This window comes from Variovorax sp. 10N412, from assembly GCF_056394985.1.
The window spans coordinates 877,162-900,189 of the sequence record NZ_JBFTIO010000001.1 but is presented as its reverse complement, the minus strand read 5'-3'; the positions used below and the strand labels follow the sequence as shown (position 1 = coordinate 900,189).

Here is a 23,028-nt window from a genome sequence, read left to right as displayed (position 1 = left end):
AACAGGGACGGCAACAAGCGCTCAGCGCAGCTCGGCGAGCAGTTGACGCGCCTGCGTCTTGAGCTCGCCGGCGCTTTCGGCTTCGACTTCCTCGACCAGCGAACGGGCGCCTTCGACGTCGCCGATGGCCTGCAGTTCGCGTGCGAGCGAGAGCTTGACGGCATGCGGGCTCTCGTCGCCGTTGTCGTCGTCGTGGGCGATCGGCGAGGGACGCGTCGTCTCGGCCGAGCGCGCCGCGGGCAGGCCGGCCAGTGCGCTCATGTCGAACTCGATGAAGCCCGAGTCAGCCGGCAGCGCATTGCGCAGCATGGCAGGGCGGGTGTTGTCCACGTCGCTCAACGAACCGGGCAGGGTGTTGGCAGTGAGTGCGCCGGGAGCGGTGTCGAAATCGTTCTCGAGATCGACCGGCGTTTCAAGGTGGCCGTTCGACAGCGGGGCGGCGGGACGTGCCGTGGTCGGCGCGGGTGCGTAGGCCGACTTCGGCAGGCTGGCGCCGACCGGTGCGTGGTTCTGGATTGGGGCCGGCGCAGGCGCGGGGGGCGGCGGCGCGATCAGGTCGAGGTCGAAGTCCAGCGGGGCGACCGAAGGCACGAACGCGGGCGGTGCAGAAGCAGCCGGCGGCGTGGCGGGCGGTGCGGCGACCGGCTTGGCCGCTGCGGCGAGCGCACCTGCGAAAGCGGCCGTTTCGGCGGCGCTGGCGCCACCGCTGCGGGGTGCGCCCGATTCGTACAGCGGGTTGCCCGGATCGAGGTCCTTGCCCATGTCGACCACACGGTTCCAGTCAGAGCCAGCGCCGCCGGTCAGCTTGTGCACTTCCGTGGCGAGGCTTTCGAAGGCGCGCACGTCGCGACGCTTGGCGTGGATTTCGAGCAGCTTCAGGTGAATGGCGGTGCGGTCTGGGTTCAGGCGCAATGCTTCGCGCAGGATTTCCTCGGCCTGCAGGTCGCGGCCGTAGGCCAAGTAGACGTCGGCTTCGGCGACGGGGTCTACATCGCCCGCGTCGAGCTGGCTCGGCGAGTACGACAGCGACGAGACGGTGGAGTCGCCGCGGTTCTTGGTGTCGACCGATTCGCCACCGCTGGCGCCGAAGAACGAGTCCTTGGGGATGCGGCTCTCGAGGAACACGCTTTCGCTCATTTCCTCGCGCCGGCGACCCAGCACGCGGTACAGCAGGAAGCCGATCAGCAGCGCGATCAGCGCGCCACCGGCGAGCATCAACGGGTTGTCGAGCAGTTCCTCGAGGAAAGTGGGCTCCGGCGGGGGCGGCGGCGCTGCGACGACCTTCTTGGCGGCCGGTGCAGGTGTCACAGGTGCGGCTGCTGCGGCGCTGGCTGCAGCCGTTGCGGGCACGGCAGCGGCGTCGGCGGCCGATGGCGTCGCGGCGACCGCGGCAGCAGCGGCCACAGGCGCAGCGGCTGTCGCTTCAGGCGCGGGCGCGGCGGGTGCGGCCACAGGGGCTGCAACGGGTGCCGGGCTGGCGGGCGCCGTCGTCGTCGTCGTCGCGCTGGTGGAGGGCGCTGGCACCGGGATGCCCGGGGCGGCCGACGGGGTCGACGCCGCGGCAGGTGCCGACGAGCCCGTGCCCGCACCTGCGCCCGTGGCGGCCTTGAGCTTGTTCAGGTCGTCGATGTTCTTCGACAGTTCCGCCACGCGGTTGCTGCTGTCTTGTGCCTGGCGTGCCTGCGCGACTTTTTCGTCGGCTGCACGGGTGGTGGCGTTACCTTGCGAGATCGTGAGCTTGTCGGGTGCACTGGCCGCGGCATTGCGGTCTTCGACATTGGCTTGCAGCTTGCCCGAGGCGTTGCGGCTGGCAGCCGCAACGTTCGCGGTCGGTGCGTTCTCTGCCAGGCGTTGGCGGTACGACCCGAAGTCGCGGCTTTGCGCGGTGACGGTGCGGCGCGCTTCGGCAGGCGTCACGGCCGAGGCTTCGGCGGCGCTCGGAAGGTCGAGCACGGCGCCTGCACGCATGCGGTTGACGTTGCCGCCGACGAATGCGTCGGGGTTGGCGAGCAGGAGTGCCACCAGCATCTGGTCGAGCGACACGTCGGCCGGCTTGTGGGCGCCAGCGATCTTGCTTGCGGTGTCGCCGCGCTGCACGGTGACCTGCTCGCTACCACCACCGCCGCTGGCGGCACGGGCCGGTGCGGCTGCGGTGACGGGTGCGGGCGCGGCCGCCGGGGCGGCGGCAGGCGCCGAGGGCGCCGTCGCAACCGGCGGTGCGGCGCGCTCACGTCGAACACGCGGCGCGGGGGCTGCGCGCTCGACGGGCGTGGCAATCTGGGGTGCGATGGGCGCGGCCGGCGTGCTCGTGGCCGCCTGGCGCGTGGCCGGCGGATCGAGCAGCACGGTGTAGTCGCGCACGATGCGGCCCGACGAGCCGTTGGCTTCCAGCAGCAGATCGATGAACGGGTCGTTCAGCGGGCGGTTGCCGTTCAGGCGCACCACGTACTGGCCGCCGGCGCGACGTTGCAGCGTCGCCTTGACGTCGCTGAGTGCCGCGTTGTATGGAACGCCAGCGCTCTTGAAGGCTTCGGCGGTCGCGATATTGATCTTCAGACCTTCCGCCTCGTTGGCGGCCATTTCGGTCACGTCGATCTCCGCGCGCAACGGCTCGCCCAGCGCCGATTGCACCTTCAGCTGACCCAGCGTGAAGGCGCTGGCGTCGGCGCTGGCGATTCCCAGGGCTACGGCGGCCGCCGCGCCCAAGATGGAAAGGCGCCAGCCGCTCGATGGCAGGGGCAGGTGAACGGCCGAAGGGCTGGCCGCGGGCAACAGATGTCGTGTCATGCTGATAGGGGGCGGCTCAGGCCCAGAATTTGTAAGAGGACGTTAGCATCATCACCGGACACTGACAAGGCACTGCGCCCGTTCTACCCAGTGCGCGCATACTTACGATCACATGAAGCGTTGCCATTTAGCAACAATTCATGTTTCAAAAGGCGCTGAGCACCCCATATCAGGCTTCGAGCAGGATGCGCAGCATGCGGCGCAGCGGTTCTGCGGCACCCCACAGCAGCTGGTCGCCGATGGTGAAAGCGCCGACATACTCCGGGCCCATTGCCAGCTTGCGGATGCGGCCGACCGGAATGTTCATGGTGCCCGTCACCGCCACCGGCGTCAGGTCCTTCACGGTCGCTTCGCGGGTGTTCGGCACGACCTTCGCCCACGGGTTGTCGGCGGCGATCAGCGCTTCGATGTCGGCGACCGGCACATCCTTCTTGAGCTTGAAGGTCAGCGCCTGGCTGTGGCAGCGCATCGCGCCGATGCGCACGCAGAAGCCGTCGACCGGCACGGCGGCGGTGCCGAAGCCCGCGCCCTGACCCAGGATCTTGTTGGTTTCGGCGCCGGCCTTCCACTCTTCCTTGGACATTCCGTCGCTCAAGTCCTTGTCGATCCAGGGAATCAGCGAGCCGCCCAGCGGTGCGCCGAAGTTCGCCGTTTCAGCAGCGCTCAGGTTCTGCTGCTTGTGCAGCACCTTGCGGTCGATTTCGAGGATGGCCGACTTCGGGTCGTCCAGCAGGGCGCGCACTTCGGCGTTCAGGGTGCCGAACTGGGTCAGCAGCTCACGCATGTGCTGCGCGCCGCCGCCCGAGGCTGCCTGGTAGGTCATGCTGGTCATCCATTCGACCAGGCCGGCCTTGTAGAGGGCGCCCACACCCATGAGCATGCAGCTCACGGTGCAGTTGCCGCCGATCCAGTTCTTGCCGCCGTTGGTGAGCGCGTTCTGGATCACGGGCAGGTTGACGGGGTCCAGCACGATGACCGCGTCGTCCTGCATGCGCAGGGTGGAGGCGGCGTCGATCCAGTGGCCGTTCCAGCCGGCGGCGCGCAGCTTGGGGAACACCTCGCTGGTGTAGTCGCCGCCCTGGCAGGTAATGACGATGTCGCACTTCTTCAGTGCGTCGATGTCGTTCGCATCCTTCAGCGCGGTTTCGTTCTTGGCCATCGCCGGGGCCTTGCCGCCGGCGTTGGAGGTCGAGAAGAACACCGGTTCGATGAGGCCGAAGTCGCCTTCGGCCTGCATGCGGTCCATCAGGACCGAGCCGACCATGCCGCGCCAGCCTACGAGGCCGACCAGAGGTTGTTGGGATGCGTTCGCCATTTCAGTTTGCCCTTGTGAAAAAAGAAAGAAGTTGTCTTTTTTGCCCCCGACTCGTCGAGCCGGGGAGGGGCGTGACGAAGCGGGCTGCGGTTAGCCGGTAATCGTCTTTTTGGTGATCGCTGCTACGACCGCGTCGCCCATTTCGCGGGTGCCGACGCGCTTCGTGCCTTCCGACCAGATGTCGCCCGTGCGCAGCCCGGAGGCAAGCACGTGCTTCACCGCCGACTCGATTCGGTCGGCAGCCTCGGGTTGGTTGAGTGAGAAGCGGAGCATCATGGCAGCGGACAGGATTGTAGCCAAAGGATTGGCAACCCCTTTGCCGGCAATGTCGGGCGCGCTGCCGTGGCTGGGCTCGTACAGGCCCTGGTTGCTCGCATTGAGCGACGCCGAGGGCAGCATGCCGATCGAGCCGGTGAGCATCGCGGCCTCGTCCGAGAGGATGTCGCCGAACATGTTGCCGGTGACCACCACGTCGAACTTCTTGGGCGCCTTCACGAGTTGCATGGCCGCGTTGTCGACCAGCATGTGGTCGAGTTCGACGTCCGGATATTCCTTCGCGATGTCGACCATCACGTCTTTCCACAGCTGCGAGGTTTCCAGCACGTTGTTCTTGTCCACGCTGGTCACGCGCTTGCTGCGCTTGCGAGCCGCCTCGAAGGCGACGCGGGCGATGCGCTCGACCTCGGGGCGCGAGTAGCGCATCGTGTCGAAGGCCTCTTCGGCGCCCGGGAAGTGGCCGTCGACAGCCGTGCGGCGGCCGCGCGGCTGGCCGAAGTAGATGTCGCCGGTCAGCTCGCGAATGATCAGGATGTCGAGGCCCGCGATCAGCTCGGGCTTCAGGCTCGAGGCGTCCACCAGCTCTTCGTAGCAGATCGCCGGACGGAAATTGGCGAACAGCCCGAGGTTCTTGCGCAGCCCCAGGATGGCCTGCTCGGGCCGCAGCGGCCGGTCGAGCTTGTCGTACTTCCAGTCGCCGACGGCGCCGAACAGCACCGCGTCGGATTCCTTGGCGAGCTTGAGCGTCGCTTCGGGCAGCGGATGGCCGTGCGCCTCGTAGGCCGCGCCGCCGACCAGCGCCGATTCCATCTCGAACTTCAGGTCGAGCACCTCGAGCACCTTGACGGCTTCCGCCACGATTTCGGTGCCGATGCCGTCACCCGGGAGAACTGCGATTTTCATTTTTGTCGTGTGTTGAAGAGAGTAAAGAGTGCGCGCTCAGGCGTTGGCGAGCATCGTATGCGCGAGCCACGGCTTCTGCGCCAGGCGCTCGGCTTCGAACGCCTTGATCTTGTCCTTGTGCCGCAGCGTGAGGCCGATGTCGTCCAGCCCGTTGATCAGGCAGTACTTGCGGAACGCCTGCACGTCGAACGCCAGCTCGCCGCCGTCCGGCTTCACCACCACCTGGCGTTCCAGGTCGATGGTCAGGGTGTAGCCCGGGAACGCGAAGGCTTCGTCGAACAGCTGCGCCACCTGGGCTTCGGGCAGCACGATCGGCAGCAGGCCGTTCTTGAAGCTGTTGTTGAAGAAGATGTCGGCGTAGCTCGGCGCGATGATCGCGCGAAAGCCGTACTGGTCGAGCGCCCACGGCGCATGTTCGCGCGACGAGCCGCAGCCGAAGTTCTTGCGCGCCAGCAGCACCGAGGCGCCCGCGTAGCGCGGCTGGTTCAGCACGAAGTCGGGGTTCGGCTTGCGGCTGGCCGGGTCCTGGCCCGGAAAGCCGGCGTCGAGGTAGCGCCATTCGTCGAACAGGTTCACGCCGAAGCCGGTCTTCTTGATCGACTTGAGGAACTGCTTCGGAATGATTGCGTCGGTGTCGACGTTCTCGCGGTCCATCGGGGCCACGAGGCCCTTGTGCACGGTGAATTTCTGCATGTGAATCTCTTGTGTGTTCAGGCGAACGTACGGACGTCGACGAAGTGGCCGTGCACCGCGGCGGCGGCGGCCATGGCCGGGCTCACGAGATGGGTGCGCCCGCCCGCGCCCTGGCGGCCTTCGAAGTTGCGGTTGCTGGTGGAGGCGCAGCGCTCGCCCGGCTCGAGCCGGTCGGCGTTCATCGCCAGGCACATCGAGCAGCCGGGCTCGCGCCATTCGAAACCCGCGGCCTTGAAGATCACGTCGAGGCCTTCGCGCTCGGCCTGTTCCTTCACCATGCCCGAGCCGGGCACGACCATCGCGAGCTTCACGTTCTTCGCCACCTTCTGGCCGAGCTTCTTCACCACGGCAGCGGCTTCGCGCATGTCCTCGATGCGGCTGTTGGTGCACGAGCCGATGAACACCTTGTCGATGAAGATGTCGTTCATGGCCTTGTTGGGTTCCAGGCCCATGTAGACCAGCGCGCGCTCGATGGCGCCGCGCTTGCTGGCGTCCTTTTCCTTGTCCGGATCGGGCACGCGCCCGTTGATGTCGACCACCATTTCGGGCGAGGTGCCCCAGGTCACTTGCGGCGGGATCTGCGTGGCGTCGAGCTCGACCACGGCGTCGAAGCTCGCGCCCGGGTCCGACTGCAGCGTGCGCCAGTAGGCGGCTGCCTGCTCCCATTCCACGCCGGTGGGCGCGAGCGGGCGGCCCTTGACGTAGCTGATGGTCTTTTCGTCCACCGCCACGAGGCCTGCGCGCGCGCCCGCCTCGATGGCCATGTTGCAGACCGTCATGCGGCCTTCCATGCTCAGGTCGCGAATGGCCGAGCCTGCGAACTCGATGGTGTAGCCCGTGCCGCCGGCCGTGCCGATCTTGCCGATGATGGCCAGCACGATGTCTTTCGCCGTGCAGCCCAGGGGCAGCTTGCCTTCGACCTTCACGAGCATGTTCCTGGCCTTCTTGCCCAGCAGCGTCTGCGTGGCCATCACGTGCTCGACCTCGCTGGTGCCGATGCCGTGCGCCAGCGCACCGAACGCGCCGTGCGTGGAGGTGTGCGAGTCGCCGCACACCACCGTCATGCCCGGCAGCGTCGCGCCGCTCTCGGGACCGATCACGTGCACGATGCCTTGGCGCTTGCTCAGGAACGGAAAGAACGCGGCGGCGCCGAATTCCGCGATGTTGTTGTCCAGCGTGGTGACCTGTTCCTTGCTGGTCGGATCGGCGATGCCCGCATAGCCGCGCTCCCAGCCGGTGGTCGGCGTGTTGTGGTCGGCCGTGGCCACGACCGAGCTGATGCGCCACAGCTTGCGGCCGGCTTCGCGCAGGCCTTCGAAGGCCTGCGGGCTGGTCACTTCGTGCACCAGGTGGCGGTCGATGTAGAGGATCGCGGTGCCGTCTTCCTCGGTGTGGACGACGTGTTCGTCCCAGATCTTGTCGTAGAGCGTGCGTGCCATGTCGGTCTCTTTGTCTTTCGTGGGGAAATGGATTGTCTTGTCTGTGCGGCTTCGAATTGGTTTCAAGCCGCAAGTTGTTCCGTGCCGTCCGCCGCGGCATGCAGGTGGTTCACCAGCGAGCGCGCCGCCACCGGCAGCGTGGAGAAGTCGCGGGCCACCAGGCGGATTTCGCGCGCGGCCCAGGCGTCATTGAGGGCCACGCTCACGAGGCCTCTGCCGATGCCGTTGCGCATGAGCTCGAAGGCGCGCTGCGGCATCACGCCGATGCCCAGCCCGTTCTCGATCATCCGGCACATGGCGTCCAGGCCGGTGACGTGGATGCGCAGCTTGACGCTGCGGCCCGCGTTCAGCGCAGCCTCGTGCATCGCGACGTAGATCGAGCTGTTGGTGTGCAGGCCGACGTGGTCGAAGGCCAGCGAGTCGATGAAGTCGATCGCGCCCTGCGCGGCCAGCACATGGCCTGTGGGCACGATCAGCGCGAGGCGGTCGTGCCGGTACGACAGGCTCTGCAGCTCGCCCGCGCCGCCGGCCACGTGGCACACGCCGAGGTCGGCCGCGCCCTCCTGCACCGCGCGGATCACCTCGCTGCTGAGGTGCTCTTCCAGGTCGATCTTGATGGCCTCGTGCGCCCTTGTGAACACGCCCAGGTCCTCCGGCAGGAACTGCACGATGGCCGAGATGTTCGCGTGCACCCGCACGTGGCCGCGCACGCCGTCCGCGTATTCGCTGAGTTCGCCCTGCATCTTCTCCAGGCTGTAGAGCACCGAGCGCGCATGGTGCAGCAGGCTTTCGCCGGCCGGTGTCAGGTCGACGCCGCGCGCATGGCGGTAGAGCAGCGTGGTGCCCAGCGTGGCCTCGAGGTCCGACAGCCGCTTGCTGATGGCCGACGCCGCAATGAACTCGCGCTCCGCCGCGCGGCCGATGCTGCCCAGCTCGCACACGGCCACGAACAGCTGCAGCGACGTGAGGTCGATGCGGCGGGCAAAGTTGCGTTCGGACGTGCTCATGGGGCTGGATCGGGGCTTGGGCATCGCGTCTGGCGATGAGCCGGCTATTTTCTTACTGTTTTCATGTCATTGCCATCGTGATCTGAGATGGCATTGCTGCCCGCTGGCGAAGAGGGGTCTGCCGAACGGGCAATAAAAAAGCTGCCCGGAGGCAGCTTTCTTGGGGGTGCGAAAGGTTCGCGAATCGATCAGCGGGCCGAGATCGGCTTCACATCACGCTTGGGCGAGCCTTCGAACAGCTGGCGCGGGCGGCCGATCTTGTACTCGGGGTCGCCGATCATTTCGTTCAGCTGGGCGATCCAGCCGACCGTGCGGGCCAGCGCGAAGATCGCGGTGAACAGCGGCACCGGGATGCCGATGGCGCGCTGCACGATGCCCGAGTAGAAGTCGACGTTCGGGTACAGCTTGCGCGACACGAAGTACTCGTCTTCCAGGGCGATCTTTTCCAGTTCCTTGGCGAGCTTGAACAGCGGGTCTTGTTCCAGGCCCAGCTCGGTCAGCACTTCGTTGCAGGTTTCCTGCATCAGCTTGGCGCGCGGGTCGTAGTTCTTGTACACGCGGTGGCCGAAGCCCATCAGCTTGACGTTCGAGTTCTTGTCCTTGACCTTCTTGATGAACTCGCCGATCTTCTCGACGCCGCCTTCCTTCTGGATGTCGTACAGCATGTTGAGTGCTGCTTCGTTGGCGCCGCCGTGGGCCGGGCCCCAGAGGCAGGCCACGCCGGCCGCAATGGCCGCGAAGGGGTTCGTGCCCGACGAGCCGCACAGGCGCACCGTCGAGGTCGAGGCGTTCTGCTCGTGGTCTGCGTGCAGGATGAAGATGCGGTCGAGCGCGCGCTCGAGCACCGGATTCACCTTGTACTCTTCGCACGGCGTGGCGAACATCATGTGCAGGAAGTTGCCTGCATAGCTCAGGTCGTTCTTCGGGTACATGTACGGCTGGCCGATCGTGTACTTGTAGGCCATGGCCACGAGCGTGGGCATCTTCGCGATCAGGCGGATCGCGGCGATCTCGCGGTGCTCCGGATTGTTGATGTCCGTGCTGTCGTGATAGAAGGCCGACAGGGCGCCCACGAGGCCGGTCATGATGGCCATCGGGTGGGCATCACGGCGGAAGCCGCGCAGGAAGAACTGCATCTGCTCGTTCACCATGGTGTGGTTCGTCACGACCTTGGTGAAGTCTTCCTTCTTGGCCTGGTCCGGCAGTTCACCGTACAGCAGCAGGTGACAGGTCTCGAGGAAGTCGCAGTTGGTCGCGAGCTGCTCGATGGGGTAGCCGCGGTACAGCAGCTCGCCCTTGTCGCCGTCGATGTACGTGATGGCCGACTGGCAGGCCGCGGTCGACATGAAGCCCGGGTCGTACGTGAACATGCCGGTCTGTGCGTACAGCTTGCGGATGTCGATCACGTCGGGGCCCACGGTGCCCTTGTAGATCGGCAGGTCGACGCTGTCGCCGCCATTGCTGAACGACAGCGTGGCCTTGGTATCGGATGCTTTCATTTCGGTTTACTTTCAGAGGTGGATTCAGGACGAAGGAGAGATGACGGGGCGCTGCGCGCCGTCGGTGCGCATCAGCTGCAGCAATGCGACCACCTCGGCCCCGGCCCATTCGGGCTCGGGCTCCTTTCTACGGAGAAGGAGGTCGAGGAGGTCGTTGTCCGACAGGTCCATCAGTGTCTCCATCGCTCCCGCCTGACCGTTGGTCATGTGGGATTCGTGCCGCTCGAAGAAGCGGGCGATGAACAGGTCGTTCTCGAGCAGTCCGCGCCGGCAGCGCCATTTCAGCTTGCTCAGCGCACGTTCGCTGAGCGGCTGGTCGGAGTCGGCGGCGGTTTGCATGGTGGCGTCTCTAGGCAATGAGTCAGGGCTTAGATGGCGCGGCGCACCATCAATTCCTTGATCTTGCCGATGGCCTTGGTCGGATTCAGGTTCTTCGGGCACACGTCCACGCAGTTCATGATCGTGTGGCAGCGGAACAGGCGGTACGGGTCTTCCAGGTTGTCCAGGCGCTCGGCGGTGGCTTCGTCGCGGCTGTCGGCGATGAAGCGGTAGGCCTGCAGCAGGCCGGCCGGGCCCACGAACTTGTCGGGGTTCCACCAGAAGCTCGGGCAGCTCGTGGAGCAGCTCGCGCACAGGATGCACTCGTACAGGCCGTCGAGCTCTTCGCGCTCTTCGGGCGACTGCAGGCGCTCCTTCTCGGGCGGCACGCTGTCGTTCTGCAGGTACGGCTTGATCGAGTTGTACTGCTTGAAGAACTGCGTCATGTCCACGATCAGGTCGCGAATGACGGGCAGGCCCGGCAGCGGCTTGAGCACGACGGTGCCCTTGAGCGTGTTCATGTTGGTCAGGCAGGCCAGACCGTTCTTGCCGTTGATGTTCATCGCGTCGGAACCGCAGACACCTTCACGGCACGAGCGGCGGAACGACAGCGTCGGGTCCTGCGCCTTGAGCTTCATGAGCGCGTCGAGCAGCATGCGTTCGTGGCCGTCGAGTTCGACCTCGATGGTCTGCATGTAGGGCTTGGCGTCCTTGTCCGGGTCGTAGCGGTAGATCTGGAATGTGCGCTTCATCGTGGTGACCTTGTGATGCTTTTACTTGGCTGACGGTTAGCCGTGGCTTAGAACGTGCGGACCTTCGGGGGAACCGAGGCCACGGTGAGTGGCTGCAGCTTGACCGGCTTGTACGAGAGGCGGTTGCCCTGGCTGTACCAGAGCGTGTGCTTCATCCAGTTGGCGTCGTCGCGGCCCAGCGGCGCGACCGGATCGTCCGAGGGACGCTCGTAGTCTTCCACCGTGTGGGCGCCGCGGCACTCCTTGCGGGCGGCCGCCGAGACCATGGTGGCCTGCGCCACTTCGATCAGGTTGTCGACTTCCAGTGCTTCGATGCGCGCGGTGTTGAACACCTTGGACTTGTCCTTCAGGCCAATCGCCTTGACGCGCTCGCGCACAGCGGCGATCTTGACCACGCCTTCGTCCATCGAGGACTGCTTGCGGAACACGGCGGCGTGCTGCTGCATGACGGCGCGGATCTCGCCCGCCACGTCCTGCGCGTATTCGCCGTCGGTGCTGTTTTCGAGCTCGTTCAGGCGTTGCAGCGTGCGGTCGGCGGCGTTGGCCGGCAGCGCCTTGTGTTCCTTGAGCTTGTCGTTGAACTGGACGATGTGGTTGCCCGCCGCGCGCCCGAACACCAGCAGGTCGAGCAGCGAGTTGGTGCCCAGGCGGTTGGCGCCGTGCACGCTCACGCAGGAGCATTCGCCCACGGCGTAGAGGCCGTTCACCACGGCGCTGTTGTCTTCACCCTGCTGGATGACGACCTGGCCGTTGATGTTGGTCGGAATGCCGCCCATCTGGTAGTGGATGGTGGGCACCACCGGGATCGGCTCCTTGGTGACGTCGACGTTCGCGAAGTTGATGCCGATCTCGTAGACCGACGGCAGACGCTTGTGGATGGTGTCGGCGCCGAGGTGGTCCAGCTTCATGTGGATGTAGTCCTTGTTGGGACCGCAGCCGCGACCTTCCTTGATTTCCTGGTCCATCGAGCGCGACACGAAGTCGCGCGGTGCCAGGTCCTTCAGGGTGGGGGCGTAGCGCTCCATGAAGCGTTCGCCGTTGCTGTTCAGCAGGATGGCACCTTCGCCGCGGCAGCCTTCGGTCAGCAGCACGCCCGCGCCGGCCACGCCGGTGGGGTGGAACTGCCAGAACTCCATGTCCTGCAGCGGAATGCCCGAGCGGGCCGCCATGCCCAGGCCGTCGCCGGTGTTGATGAAGGCGTTGGTGGACGCGCCGAAGATGCGGCCTGCGCCGCCGGTCGCCAGCAGCACGGTCTTGGCCTGCAGGATGTGCAGGTCGCCGGTTTCCATTTCGAGCGCGGTCACGCCGACCACGTCGCCGTCGTCGTCGCGGATGAGGTCGAGCGCCATCCATTCGACGAAGAACTGCGTGCGTGCTTCGACGTTCTTCTGGTAGAGCGTGTGCAGCATCGCGTGGCCGGTGCGGTCGGCCGCGGCGCAGGCGCGTTGCACGGGCTTCTCGCCGTAGTTGGCCGTGTGGCCGCCGAACGGACGCTGGTAGATGGTGCCGTCGGGGTTGCGGTCGAACGGCATGCCGAAGTGTTCGAGCTCGTACACGACCTTCGGGGCCTCACGGCACATGAACTCAATCGCGTCCTGGTCGCCGAGCCAGTCGGAACCCTTGATCGTGTCGTAGAAGTGGTAGTGCCAGTTGTCCTCGCTCATGTTGCCCAGCGATGCGCCCACGCCGCCTTGTGCAGCGACGGTGTGCGAACGGGTGGGGAACACCTTGGACAGCACGGCCACGTTGAGGCCGGCGCGTGCGAGCTGCAGCGAGGCGCGCATGCCGGAGCCGCCGGCACCGACGATCACGACGTCGAACTTGCGCTTGGTGATTTGTTCTTTTGTATAGGTCATGGTGGGGATGTCAGGTCAGATCTTCCAGAGCACTTGAATGGCCCAACCCGCACAACCGACCAGCCAGACGATCGTGAAGATTTGCAGCACGAGACGGATGCCGACGGGCTGGACGTAGTCCATCCACACGTCGCGCATGCCGACCCACACGTGATAGAGCAGGGCGACGATGACGGAGAAGGTCAGCACCTTCATCCACTGGGCGGCGAAGATGCCGGCCCACAGGTCGTAGCCGATGGGGCCGCGGGTGAAGATCAGTTGCGCGAGCAGGATGATCGTGAAGAGCGCCATCAGGCCGCCCGTGATGCGCTGGCTGAGCCAGTCGCGCAAACCGTAATGCGCGCCGACGACGATGCGCTTGGAGCCGTAGTTCACAGACATGGGGTGACTCCTTCTCAGTACAGGCCGAACAACTTGGCGCCGAGCACCACGGTGAGCAGGATGCTCAGGGACAGCGTGACCAGGGCGGAGCTGTGACCGAATTCCTTGGTGACCGCGGCGTGGCTCACGTCCATCCAGAGGTGGCGCAGCCCGGCGATGAAGTGATGCAGGTAGGCCCAGATGAGTGCCAGCGCAACCAGCTTGAAGAACCACCCCGGAGCGAAACCGATGCCTGCGTTGAATGCGCCCTTGAACCTGGCGAACGAGTAGTCGGATGACAGCGACGTGTCGAACATCCAGATGATGAACGGCAGCAGCAGGAACATGATCACGCCGCTGACGCGGTGCAGGATCGACACGATGCCGGCCGGCGGGAGCCGGTAGGTCCTGAGATCAGTGAAGGCGTTGATGTTGCGGAATTCGCGGCGCGGCGGCCTGGGGGGAGTTGCAAGCTCTGTCATGGGGGAAGTGCTTTCGTGGCTTGGAGACTTGTTGGCTTGTTCTGAGAGCGAACGCTTTTGTTTCTTATGCGGAAATGCAAACAACGCAAAATTCTATTGCAATGCACCATCGGACAGCGGACGCGCCCAAGTCAGCGCACCGTTGCAGTCGGATGCTATTGACTTCGTAGCACGCTGCACAGCTTGTGTGCGCAAGTCGGCGTGGCAAATTCCGTCTTTCTTCTTTTGCATCGGCTCAGCCCAGCTGGTTCCTGTAGTGGTGCGTGTCGGTGCGATAGAGCCCGCGGCGCAGCTCCATCGGCATGTCATGGTAGGTGTGTGCGACGCGTTCCACGCTCAGCAGGGGCATCTGCGCGGGCACGTCGAGCAGTTGCGCCTGCTCGGCGTCGGGCAGCACGGCGCGAATTCTTTCTTCCGCGCGCACCATGCGCACGCCGAATTCGGTCTCGAACAGCGCGTACATCGGGCCGGGCCAGGCGCGCAACCGCTCCGCGGTAAGGCCCTTGAAGGGCGTGCCGGGCAGCCAGAGGTCTTCGAGGATGGTCGGCACGCCGCCGTAGGCCAGCACGCGGCGCACCTGCAGCACCGCATCGCCGGTTCGCAGGCCCAGGGCGCGCGCCACGTCGGCCGAGGCGCGCAGGCGCTTGCAGTCGACGATGGTGCGCACGGCGGGGCCTTCGGTGCTCGGGTCGCCCGCGTCGGGCACGAGCTTCAGGAACCGGTACTGCACGTGCTGTTCGGCATGGGTGGCGACGAAGGTGCCCTTGCCCTGGCGGCGCACCACCAGGTTTTCGGCAGCGAGTTCGTCGATGGCCTTGCGCACGGTGCCCTGGCTCACGCGGTAGCGCGCCGCCAGGTCCATCTCGCTCGGGATGGGCTCGCCCGGCTTCCACTCGCCCGCCTGCAGGCTCTGCAGGATCAACGTCTTGATCTGCTGGTAGAGCGGGCTGAAGGACGGAGTCGTGGGCTCGTCGAGGGTGGTGGGCGTGTTCATGGCAGCGGTGGGGTGCGCCTTTGCGGGCCCGTGGAGGATATCTTATATAAGACATAAGACGGCCCTCATTGAATCGGCTTAAAATATTGCGGGTCTCGCGCTGCGGGAAGGTATTTCGTCCCGCAGGACCCCTGGCGCCCCACGAGAGCGCCAACACCGTTTTCATTACCTTCTGGAGTCTTCCCATGAGCAAAAAGCCCGTTCGCGTTGCCGTCACCGGCGCCGCCGGTCAAATCGGTTACGCCCTGTTGTTCCGTATCGCTTCCGGCGAAATGCTCGGCAAAGACCAGCCGGTCATCCTGCAACTGCTTGAAATCCCCGACGAGAAGGCCCAGAAGGCGCTCAAGGGCGTGATGATGGAGCTCGACGACTGCGCCTTCCCGCTGCTGGCCGGCATGGAAGCCCACGGCGACCCGATGACCGCCTTCAAGGACGCCGACTACGCACTGCTGGTCGGCTCGCGTCCCCGCGGCCCCGGCATGGAACGCGCCGAGCTGCTGGCCGTCAACGGCGCCATCTTCACCGCGCAAGGCAAGGCCCTGAACGCCGTCGCCAGCCGCAACGTCAAGGTGCTGGTGGTCGGCAACCCGGCCAACACCAACGCCTACATCGCCATGAAGAGCGCGCCTGACCTGCCGCGCAAGAACTTCACCGCCATGCTGCGCCTGGACCACAACCGTGCCGCCAGCCAGATCGCCGCCAAGACCGGCAAGGCCGTGGCCGACATCGAGAAGCTCACCGTGTGGGGCAACCACTCGCCCACGATGTACGCCGACTACCGTTTCGCCACCATCAACGGCGAAAGCGTCGCCAAGATGATCAACGACCAGGAATGGAACGCCAACACGTTCCTGCCGACCGTCGGCAAGCGCGGCGCGGCCATCATCGAGGCCCGCGGCCTGTCGTCGGCTGCTTCGGCTGCCAACGCCGCCATCGACCACATGCGCGACTGGGCCCTGGGCACCAACGGCAAGTGGGTCACCATGGGCATCCCGTCGGACGGCCAGTACGGCATTCCGAAGGACACCATGTTCGGCTTCCCCGTCACCTGCGAAAACGGTGAGTACAAGCTGGTCGAAGGCCTCGAGATCGACGCATTCAGCCAGGAACGCATCAACAAGACGCTGGAAGAGCTGCAAGGCGAGCAAGCCGGCGTCGCTCACCTGATCTGAGCGAATCCGACCGCATGCTCGACTGGAATCCCGCGCTCTACCGTCGCTACGAGGACGAGCGCACCCGGCCCGCACAGGAACTCCTGGCGCGGGTGCCGCTCACCGGGGCGGCCCGCGTGGTCGACCTCGGCTGCGGACCGGGCAATTCCACCGAGCTGCTGGTCAGGCGGTTCCCGGCGGCGCAGGCCGTCGGGACCGACAACTCCGAGGCCATGCTGGCCAGCGCGCGCGAGCGGCTGCCGCAGGCGACCTTCGAGTTGAGCGATATCGCGACCTGGGCGCCGCGTTCCAAGGAAGAAGCGCCCGATCTCATTTACGCCAACGCGTCCCTGCAATGGGTGCCCGATCACGCAATGCTGATCCCGCGCCTGTTCGACGCGCTGGCCCCGGGTGGCGTGCTCGCCATCCAGATGCCCGACAACCGCCAGGAGCCCACGCACCGGCTGATGCGCGCGGTGGCCGCCGAACCCCCCTGGGCCGAGGCCATCGGCGATGCCGACCGGCTGCGCACCCTGTTGCTCGACCTGGGCGGCTACTACGACCTGCTGGCGCCGCGCGCGGCCCACGTGGACGTATGGCACACCATCTACCAGCACCGCATGGCCGATGCCGCATCCATCGTCGAATGGGTGCGCGGCACGGGGCTGAAGCCCTTCGTCGACCGCCTGCCGGCAGACCTGCAGGCCAGCTACCTGGCCGAGTACCTGCGCCGCGTGGACGAGGCCTACCCGGCACGGGCCGACGGCAAGCGGCTGCTTGCCTTTCCGCGGATGTTCATCGTGGCGCAAAAGGGCGACAAGGCATGACGAACGCAGTCCATCCCGCCCAGGTGCTGCTCGGCGCGCAGGCCGGCGCGGTGACGCTGCCCGTGTGCGACCACTACAGCGGCGTCGAGGCGCGCATGAGGAAGAGCCTCGCGCTCCAGGCCGAGATGGCCCAGGAGTTCGGCGCCTGCGTGTTCGACGTCACCCTCGACTGCGAAGACGGCGCCCCCGTGGGCGGCGAGGCAGAGCATGCCGCGCTCGTCACCGAACTGGCGCTGGCCGCCGCGCCCGGCATGCGTGTCGGCGTGCGCGTGCACCCGGTCGACCACCCGGCATTCGTCGGCGACGTGATCACCATCGCGGGCCGTGCCGCCGAGCGCCTGAGCCACCTGATGGTGCCGAAGGTCGAGTCGGTGGCCGACGTGTTGCAGGCCGTCGCGGCGCTCGATGCGGCCGATGCCGGCACGCTGCCGCTGCATGTGCTCATCGAATCGCCGCTGGCCGTTCACAACGCCTTCGACATCGCCGCCCACCCGCGCGTGCAGTCGCTGAGCTTCGGCCTGATGGATTTCGTGTCGGCCCACGCCGGCGCCATTCCGGCCGACGGCATGGGCGCGGCGGGGCAGTTCAGCCACCCGCTGGTGGTGCGCGCCAAGCTGGCCATCGCGTCGGCGGCGCATGCCTGGGGCAAGGTGCCGTCGCACTGCGTGGTCACCGAGTTCAACGACTCCGATGCCATGCGCACCGCGGCCCGCAGGGCGGCGACCGAATTCGGCTACACGCGCATGTGGAGCATCCACCCCAACCAGATCCGCCCGATCCTCGAGGCTTTCGCGCCCGACGAGGCTCAGATTCAAATTGCCACAAAAATCCTTGTAAAGGCGGCAGCGGCGGATTGGGCGCCGACACAAATTGATGGCACATTGCACGACCGCGCGAGTTATCGCCATTTCTGGCAAGTTCTGACGCGCGCCCACGCAACAGGGCGCGCATTGCCCTCCGAGGCGAAAGCCTGGTTTGCATTCGCGGCCTCCTGAAACCATCCAAACCCAGCCTCAAGGAAACCCACACATGAAGAAAATTGCCCTGATCGCCGCTGTCGCCCTGGCATTGCCGTTCGCCGCCATGGCCCAGACCGCCACCCCGGCCGCAAAGCCTGCCGCGAAGACCGCAAAGGCCGACGCCAAGAAGGCGCCTCCCAAGCGCCAGGTCACCCGCAAGGCAGCCAAGGCTGTCGAGGAAGTCACCCCCATCGCCGACGAGACCAACATCGTGCTCACCGACGCCGACCTGGCCGTCGCCCAGCGCGTGTCCATCGGCAAGGCCCAGTGCGAACTCGGCGCCGACGTGACCGTGACGCCCGACGAGAAGAAGCCCGGCTTCTTCAACATCACCACCAAGGGCCAGAAGTTCCGCATGCACCCGGTCGAAAGCCGCACCGGTGCCATCCGCCTCGAAGACCCGCGTGCCGGCGCCATGTGGCTGCAGCTGGGCAACAAGTCGATGCTGATGAACCAGAAGGCCGGCCTGCGCATTGCCGATGAATGCCAGACCGACGCGCAAGTCGCGTTCGCCGCCGAAATGAAGAAGAACCCGCCGAAGGCCCTTTTCGAAGGTGCGGACGGCGCGAAGTAAGCGTACCGACCAAAACGGGGTGCGGCGCGGCTCTTGCTTGACCGCTGGGGCCGCCTCGCTCGCCCGTCAGACCAGTTTCCGGAGAAAAAAAGATGTTGCAAGCCTACGTTGACCATGTTGCCGAACGCGCCGCGCTCGGTATCCCGCCGCTGCCCTTGAGCGCGAAGCAGACCTCTGAAGCCATCGAGCTCCTCAAGAGCGCGAACGCCAAGGACGGCGCCTTCCTGCTCGATCTGCTCACCCATCGCGTGCCCGCCGGTGTCGACGACGCCGCCAAGGTCAAGGCGAGCTACCTCGCGGCCGTGGCCCACGGCACCGAGAAGAGCGAGTTCATTTCGCGCGCCCGCGCCACCGAACTGCTCGGCACCATGCTCGGCGGCTACAACATCAGCCCCATGATCGACCTGCTCGACGACGCCGACGTCGGCGCCGTGGCAGCAGAAGGCCTGAAGAAAACCCTGTTGATGTTCGACCAGTTCCACGACGTCAAGGAAAAGGCCGACAAGGGCAACGTCCACGCCAAGGGCGTGCTGCAAAGCTGGGCCGATGCCGAGTGGTTCACCAGCCGCCCCGAAGTGCCGCAGAGCATCACCGTCAGCATCTTCAAGGTGGCCGGCGAAATCAACACCGACGACCTGTCGCCCGCCCCCGACGCCACCACGCGTCCCGACATTCCGATGCACGCCCTGGCGATGCACAAGAACGCGCGCCCCGGCATCGTCCCTGAAGAAGACGGCAAGCGCGGCCCGGTGAAGTTCATCGAAGACCTGCGCGCGCGCGGCCACCTCGTGGCCTACGCCGGCGACGTGGTCGGCACGGGTTCGTCGCGCAAGAGCGCCACCAACTCGGTGCTGTGGTTCACCGGCGAAGACATTCCCTTCGTGCCGAACAAGCGCTTCGGCGGCGTCTGCCTCGGCGGCAAGATCGCTCCCATCTTCTACAACACCATGGAAGACTCGGGCGCACTGCCCATCGAGCTCGACGTCACGCAGATGAACATGGGTGACGTGGTCGAACTGCGCCCCTACGAAGGCAAGGCGCTGAAGGACGGCAAGGTCATCGCCGAATTCACCGTCAAGAGCGACGTGCTGTTCGACGAGGTGCGCGCCGGCGGCCGCATTCCGCTGATCATCGGCCGCGGCCTCACCACCAAGGCACGCGAGGCGCTGGGCCTGCCCGTGTCGACCCTGTTCCGCCTGCCGACCAGCCCGGTCGACACCAAGAAGGGCTTTTCGCTGGCACAGAAGATGGTCGGTCGCGCCTGCGGCCTGCCCGAAGGCCAGGGCGTTCGCCCGGGCACGTATTGCGAACCCAAGATGACCTCGGTCGGCTCGCAGGACACCACCGGCCCGATGACGCGCGACGAGCTGAAGGACCTGGCCTGCCTGGGCTTCTCGGCCGACCTCGTGATGCAGTCGTTCTGCCACACGGCGGCGTACCCCAAGAAGGTCGACGTCAAGATGCACCACGAACTGCCCGAGTTCATGGCCAACCGCGGCGGCGTGTCGCTGCGCCCGGGCGACGGCGTGATCCATTCGTGGCTCAACCGCCTGCTGACGCCCGACACCGTCGGCACCGGCGGCGACAGCCACACCCGTTTCCCCATCGGCATCAGCTTCCCCGCAGGTTCCGGCCTGGTCGCCTTCGCGGCCGCCACCGGCGTGATGCCGCTGGACATGCCTGAATCGGTGCTCGTGCGCTTCAAGGGCAAGATGCAGCCCGGCGTGACGCTGCGCGACCTGGTCAACGCCATTCCGCTGTACGCCATCAAGGCGGGCCTGCTGACCGTGGCCAAGCAAGGCAAGAAGAACATCTTCTCGGGCCGCATCCTCGAGATCGAAGGCCTGCCCGACCTGAAGGTGGAGCAAGCCTTCGAGCTGAGCGACGCTTCGGCCGAACGCTCGGCCGCCGGCTGCACGGTGCACCTGAACAAGGAGCCGATCGCCGAGTACATCAACAGCAACATCACGCTGATGAAGTGGATGATTGCCGAAGGCTACGCCGACGCACGCACGCTCGCACGCCGCATCGCCGCCCAGGAAGCCTGGCTGGCCGACCAGCAACTGCTCCAGGGTGACGACGACGCCGAGTACGCCGCCGTCATCGAGATCGACCTGGCCGAGATCCACGAACCGATCGTGGCCTGCCCGAACGACCCCGACGACGTGAAGACGCTCAGCGACGTGGCCGGTGCCGTGATCGACGAAGTGTTCATCGGCTCGTGCATGACCAACATTGGCCACTTCCGCGCAGCCTCCAAGCTGCTCGAAGGCAAGCGCGACATCCCGGTCAAGCTGTGGATCGCGCCGCCCACCAAGATGGACGCGCAGCAACTCACCGAGGAAGGCCACTACGGCGTGTTCGGCAATGCCGGTGCCCGCACCGAAATGCCGGGCTGCTCGCTGTGCATGGGCAACCAGGCCCAGGTGCGCGAAGGTGCCACGGTGATGTCGACCAGCACGCGCAACTTCCCCAACCGCCTGGGCAAGAACACCAACGTGTACCTCGGCTCGGCCGAGCTGGCTGCCATCTGCTCGCGCCTGGGCCGCATCCCGACCAGGGAAGAGTACATGGCCGCCACGGGCGTGCTCGATGCCTCCAGCGCGCAGATCTACCAGTACCTGAACTTCGACAAGATCGACGACTACAAGGTGAGCGAAACCGCAGCGGCCTGCTGATCCGCCCGGCGCCTTTGCCAAGAAGAAGCCCCGCTCTGCGGGGCTTTTTTCATGGGCGCCGTCCTGTGGGGCCTCTCAGGCAGGCGGCGCGTTGGACTGCAGGTATTGCTGGCCCTTGAGCACCATGGCGGCCCCGACAGGCCCACCCACCGCATGCGGCAGCGAGGTCACCAGGGAGCTGGCGAAGTCGCCCCCGTAGAGCTTGGCGCCCTGGTGCGTCAGGTTCGAGTTGGCATCGATGTACACCGACTCGCCCAGCTCCGATCACAGGCGGCAGAACCCATAGTCTTCCGAGAGGTAGCACCGCGTCTGCGGATCGACCATGACGTCGAAGAAGCGGTAGTGCAGGCCCAGGTCGGCGTCGCCGATGCCGTCGGGCACGTAGCGCAGGTCGGGGTAGCTCGCCATGAGCCGTTCGAACACGCCGCGCTTGATGGCCATGAAGCCGGTAGGCGCCTCGGTCATCTTCATGAAGCCGTCGGGCTGCACGTCGAGCTCGACCTTCGCGCTGGTCTCCGACGCCTTTGCATTGACCGTGTAGCGCGTGAACGTGGCTTCGAACTGCTGGCGCGTGGTGCCCGCGGCCACGCCCTCGGCCGGCCAGTTTTCCCGCTTCAGCGGGTACACGCCGGCGGCGATGTCGTAGTCGGCCAGCAGCAGCCGGAACGCCGCCTGCGCGGAGAACCCGATGTCGGCGTCGATCCAGAACAGATGGGTCCAGTGCGGGTTGGCCAGGAACTGCGCCACGCAGTTGTTGCGCGCCCGGGTCACCAGGCTTTCGCCCTGGTGAAAGAGCACCTGCAGGCGCATGCCGACGCGCTCGGCCTCGATGGCGAAGTTCATCATCGATACGACGTAGTTCTGGAAGAACTTGCCGTCGTGGCTCGGCGTGACGATCACGGGAAAGAACTGGGCGAGCGCGGCGGGTTCAAGCATGAACAGGTCCTGTTATCGGGCGGGGTGCTGCAAGAGGGCGAGCAGCAGGGCGTTGTAGACCTCGGTGGCTGCCGGGTTGCCGGGCAGGTAGCGTGCGATCAGGCCGCGCTGGCGTTCGCGATAGGCCGGGGCCTGCGCATCGTGCGTGTCGATGGCTTCGAGCAGGCGCGCGCAGCCCCCGGCCACGTCGTTGTCGGCGTAGTAGTAGCCCAAGTCCGCGCACAGGTGTGCGTTGTGCACCAGCGCATAGCCCTGCCAGCAGGTTTCCAGGTAGAAGTAGTTGAGCGGGTTCTCCCACTGGTGCGAGACCACGATGTCGGTGTTCTGCGCCAGGAAAACGGGCGTCTCGTGCCGGCCCAGGAACACGGCCTTGTGCTGGCGCACCAGGTCGAGCTGGTTCATCAGCGAGATGAATTCCATGTTGCCTGTGGCCATGCGCTCGGTGTTGGTGACCTGCAGCCGTTCGATGGCCTCGGGCCGCGCGCGATACGCCAGTTCGGCGATGAGCACCGGGTAGAGGCAGAACTTCACCACGTCGATGTTGGGCTCCATGACGCTGAGCCTGCGCGGGCCGCTGCGCGGCTGGTAGACGCCGGCGCCGGGCAGGGCGCGGGTGCGTTCGTCCAGGAACACCGGGCTCCAGACGAAGGGCACGGCGCGCGCCTGGGCACGGCGCAGCACCTCGAAGTAGGGCCGGCTGAGGTGCGCCACCTGCGGAACCATCCAGATGTCGTCGTAGCGCTGGTTCACGAAGAGCTTGGAACCCCAGAGGGGCCGGTCGAACAGCATCGACTCCATCGCATGCACGTACTCGAAGCCGCAGCAGTAAGACACCAGCCGCGCACCGCGGCCCTTGAGGTGGTCGGTTTGCGCTGCATCGATCTGGCCGCCGAGTTCGATCAGCACGTCCACGCTGTCCTTGGCCGATTCGAAGCCCAGGGTGGGCCAGCGTGCCTGGTCCCAGGGCAGCGCGGGGGTGATAGGGGTCGCGGTGGTGTTGACCAGAACCACGGACTCGACAGCGGGGCAATGCTTCAGCGCTTCTGCCAGGAAGACGGCGTTTTGCTTGATGCCGTTGTTCCACAGGGTTTCGGCTTCGTGGTGGAGGCCGATGGTGACGCCGACTCGAAGCCTGGCTGCGGAATTCATCTCATTGCCTTGC

21 protein-coding genes are annotated in these 23,028 nt (G+C 66.1%); 5 read left to right on the top strand and 16 right to left on the bottom strand.

Going from position 1 to position 23,028, the window contains the following annotated elements; translation table 11 throughout:
- Positions 1 to 21 precede the first annotated feature (21 nt).
- From AC1DJH_RS04505 to AC1DJH_RS04445, 13 genes are all read right to left on the bottom strand, one after another.
- Positions 22 to 2,787 carry a FimV/HubP family polar landmark protein gene (locus tag AC1DJH_RS04505; protein WP_478184846.1) on the bottom strand — a complete coding sequence of 922 codons (2,766 nt, stop codon included), beginning with the start codon at positions 2,785 to 2,787 and terminating at the stop codon, positions 22 to 24.
- A gap of 169 nt (positions 2,788 to 2,956) precedes the next feature.
- Complete coding sequence (asd, locus tag AC1DJH_RS04500) at positions 2,957 to 4,102, bottom strand: aspartate-semialdehyde dehydrogenase (RefSeq protein ID WP_478184845.1); 1,146 nt, start codon at positions 4,100 to 4,102, stop codon at positions 2,957 to 2,959.
- Positions 4,103 to 4,192: 90 nt separating this feature from the next.
- Positions 4,193 to 5,281 carry a 3-isopropylmalate dehydrogenase gene (gene leuB / locus AC1DJH_RS04495; RefSeq protein WP_478184844.1) on the bottom strand — a complete coding sequence of 363 codons (1,089 nt, stop codon included), beginning with the start codon at positions 5,279 to 5,281 and terminating at the stop codon, positions 4,193 to 4,195.
- 36 nt (positions 5,282 to 5,317) lie between these two features.
- Positions 5,318 to 5,974 carry a 3-isopropylmalate dehydratase small subunit gene (leuD, locus tag AC1DJH_RS04490; RefSeq protein ID WP_435483076.1) on the bottom strand — a complete coding sequence of 219 codons (657 nt, stop codon included), beginning with the start codon at positions 5,972 to 5,974 and terminating at the stop codon, positions 5,318 to 5,320.
- Between the two features lie 17 nt (positions 5,975 to 5,991).
- The gene (gene leuC, locus AC1DJH_RS04485) at positions 5,992 to 7,413 is read right to left on the bottom strand and encodes a 3-isopropylmalate dehydratase large subunit (protein ID WP_472116620.1); all 1,422 of its coding nucleotides are present in this window, start codon (positions 7,411 to 7,413) and stop codon (positions 5,992 to 5,994) included.
- Between the two features lie 62 nt (positions 7,414 to 7,475).
- Positions 7,476 to 8,420 carry a LysR substrate-binding domain-containing protein gene (locus AC1DJH_RS04480; RefSeq protein WP_435483078.1) on the bottom strand — a complete coding sequence of 315 codons (945 nt, stop codon included), beginning with the start codon at positions 8,418 to 8,420 and terminating at the stop codon, positions 7,476 to 7,478.
- Positions 8,421 to 8,608: 188 nt separating this feature from the next.
- Positions 8,609 to 9,919, bottom strand: coding sequence for a citrate synthase (gene gltA, locus AC1DJH_RS04475; RefSeq protein ID WP_435443190.1), 1,311 nt, complete (start codon positions 9,917 to 9,919; stop codon positions 8,609 to 8,611).
- A gap of 24 nt (positions 9,920 to 9,943) precedes the next feature.
- A complete protein-coding gene (locus tag AC1DJH_RS04470) occupies positions 9,944 to 10,258 on the bottom strand; it encodes an FAD assembly factor SdhE (protein WP_478184843.1) in 315 nt (104 codons plus the stop codon).
- A gap of 29 nt (positions 10,259 to 10,287) precedes the next feature.
- Positions 10,288 to 10,989, bottom strand: a complete 702-nt coding sequence (locus tag AC1DJH_RS04465) for a succinate dehydrogenase iron-sulfur subunit (RefSeq protein ID WP_435435287.1) — start codon at positions 10,987 to 10,989, stop codon at positions 10,288 to 10,290.
- Positions 10,990 to 11,036: 47 nt separating this feature from the next.
- Positions 11,037 to 12,845, bottom strand: a complete 1,809-nt coding sequence (gene sdhA / locus AC1DJH_RS04460) for a succinate dehydrogenase flavoprotein subunit (RefSeq protein ID WP_472116623.1) — start codon at positions 12,843 to 12,845, stop codon at positions 11,037 to 11,039.
- Between the two features lie 15 nt (positions 12,846 to 12,860).
- The gene (gene sdhD, locus AC1DJH_RS04455; RefSeq protein WP_206177819.1) at positions 12,861 to 13,226 is read right to left on the bottom strand and encodes a succinate dehydrogenase, hydrophobic membrane anchor protein; all 366 of its coding nucleotides are present in this window, start codon (positions 13,224 to 13,226) and stop codon (positions 12,861 to 12,863) included.
- A gap of 14 nt (positions 13,227 to 13,240) precedes the next feature.
- The gene (gene sdhC, locus AC1DJH_RS04450; RefSeq protein WP_435483081.1) at positions 13,241 to 13,687 is read right to left on the bottom strand and encodes a succinate dehydrogenase, cytochrome b556 subunit; all 447 of its coding nucleotides are present in this window, start codon (positions 13,685 to 13,687) and stop codon (positions 13,241 to 13,243) included.
- Between the two features lie 235 nt (positions 13,688 to 13,922).
- The gene (locus AC1DJH_RS04445) at positions 13,923 to 14,681 is read right to left on the bottom strand and encodes a GntR family transcriptional regulator (protein WP_472116627.1); all 759 of its coding nucleotides are present in this window, start codon (positions 14,679 to 14,681) and stop codon (positions 13,923 to 13,925) included.
- 185 nt (positions 14,682 to 14,866) lie between these two features.
- Between AC1DJH_RS04445 and AC1DJH_RS04440 the strand changes: the two genes are divergently transcribed.
- The 5 genes from AC1DJH_RS04440 to AC1DJH_RS04420 all read left to right on the top strand — a co-directional run bounded on the left by AC1DJH_RS04440 (position 14,867) and on the right by AC1DJH_RS04420 (position 20,930).
- Positions 14,867 to 15,853, top strand: a complete 987-nt coding sequence (locus AC1DJH_RS04440; protein ID WP_296780172.1) for a malate dehydrogenase — start codon at positions 14,867 to 14,869, stop codon at positions 15,851 to 15,853.
- Between the two features lie 14 nt (positions 15,854 to 15,867).
- Positions 15,868 to 16,659: a trans-aconitate 2-methyltransferase gene (gene tam / locus AC1DJH_RS04435; RefSeq protein ID WP_478184842.1), complete on the top strand. Its 792-nt coding sequence runs from the start codon at positions 15,868 to 15,870 to the stop codon at positions 16,657 to 16,659.
- On the top strand, positions 16,656 to 17,654 hold the full coding sequence (locus tag AC1DJH_RS04430; RefSeq protein ID WP_472116632.1) for an HpcH/HpaI aldolase/citrate lyase family protein: 999 nt from the start codon (positions 16,656 to 16,658) through the stop codon (positions 17,652 to 17,654). Before tam ends, AC1DJH_RS04430 begins: the two co-directional genes overlap by 4 nt.
- Positions 17,655 to 17,688: 34 nt before the next feature.
- Positions 17,689 to 18,252, top strand: coding sequence for a hypothetical protein (locus tag AC1DJH_RS04425; RefSeq protein ID WP_472116635.1), 564 nt, complete (start codon positions 17,689 to 17,691; stop codon positions 18,250 to 18,252).
- A 92-nt stretch (positions 18,253 to 18,344) separates the two neighbouring features.
- On the top strand, positions 18,345 to 20,930 hold the full coding sequence (locus AC1DJH_RS04420) for a bifunctional aconitate hydratase 2/2-methylisocitrate dehydratase (protein WP_478184841.1): 2,586 nt from the start codon (positions 18,345 to 18,347) through the stop codon (positions 20,928 to 20,930).
- 75 nt (positions 20,931 to 21,005) lie between these two features.
- Here the strand turns inward: AC1DJH_RS04420 and AC1DJH_RS04415 are convergent, their stop codons facing one another.
- Genes AC1DJH_RS04415 through AC1DJH_RS04405 form a run of 3 tightly spaced genes read right to left on the bottom strand, consistent with a single transcriptional unit; the run spans position 21,006 to position 23,015 of the window.
- Positions 21,006 to 21,176 carry a hypothetical protein gene (locus tag AC1DJH_RS04415; RefSeq protein WP_478184840.1) on the bottom strand — a complete coding sequence of 57 codons (171 nt, stop codon included), beginning with the start codon at positions 21,174 to 21,176 and terminating at the stop codon, positions 21,006 to 21,008.
- 18 nt (positions 21,177 to 21,194) lie between these two features.
- Positions 21,195 to 21,866 carry a hypothetical protein gene (locus AC1DJH_RS04410; protein ID WP_478184839.1) on the bottom strand — a complete coding sequence of 224 codons (672 nt, stop codon included), beginning with the start codon at positions 21,864 to 21,866 and terminating at the stop codon, positions 21,195 to 21,197.
- Between the two features lie 12 nt (positions 21,867 to 21,878).
- Positions 21,879 to 23,015, bottom strand: coding sequence for a DUF2827 domain-containing protein (locus AC1DJH_RS04405; RefSeq protein WP_478184838.1), 1,137 nt, complete (start codon positions 23,013 to 23,015; stop codon positions 21,879 to 21,881).
- Positions 23,016 to 23,028: the final 13 nt, after the last annotated feature.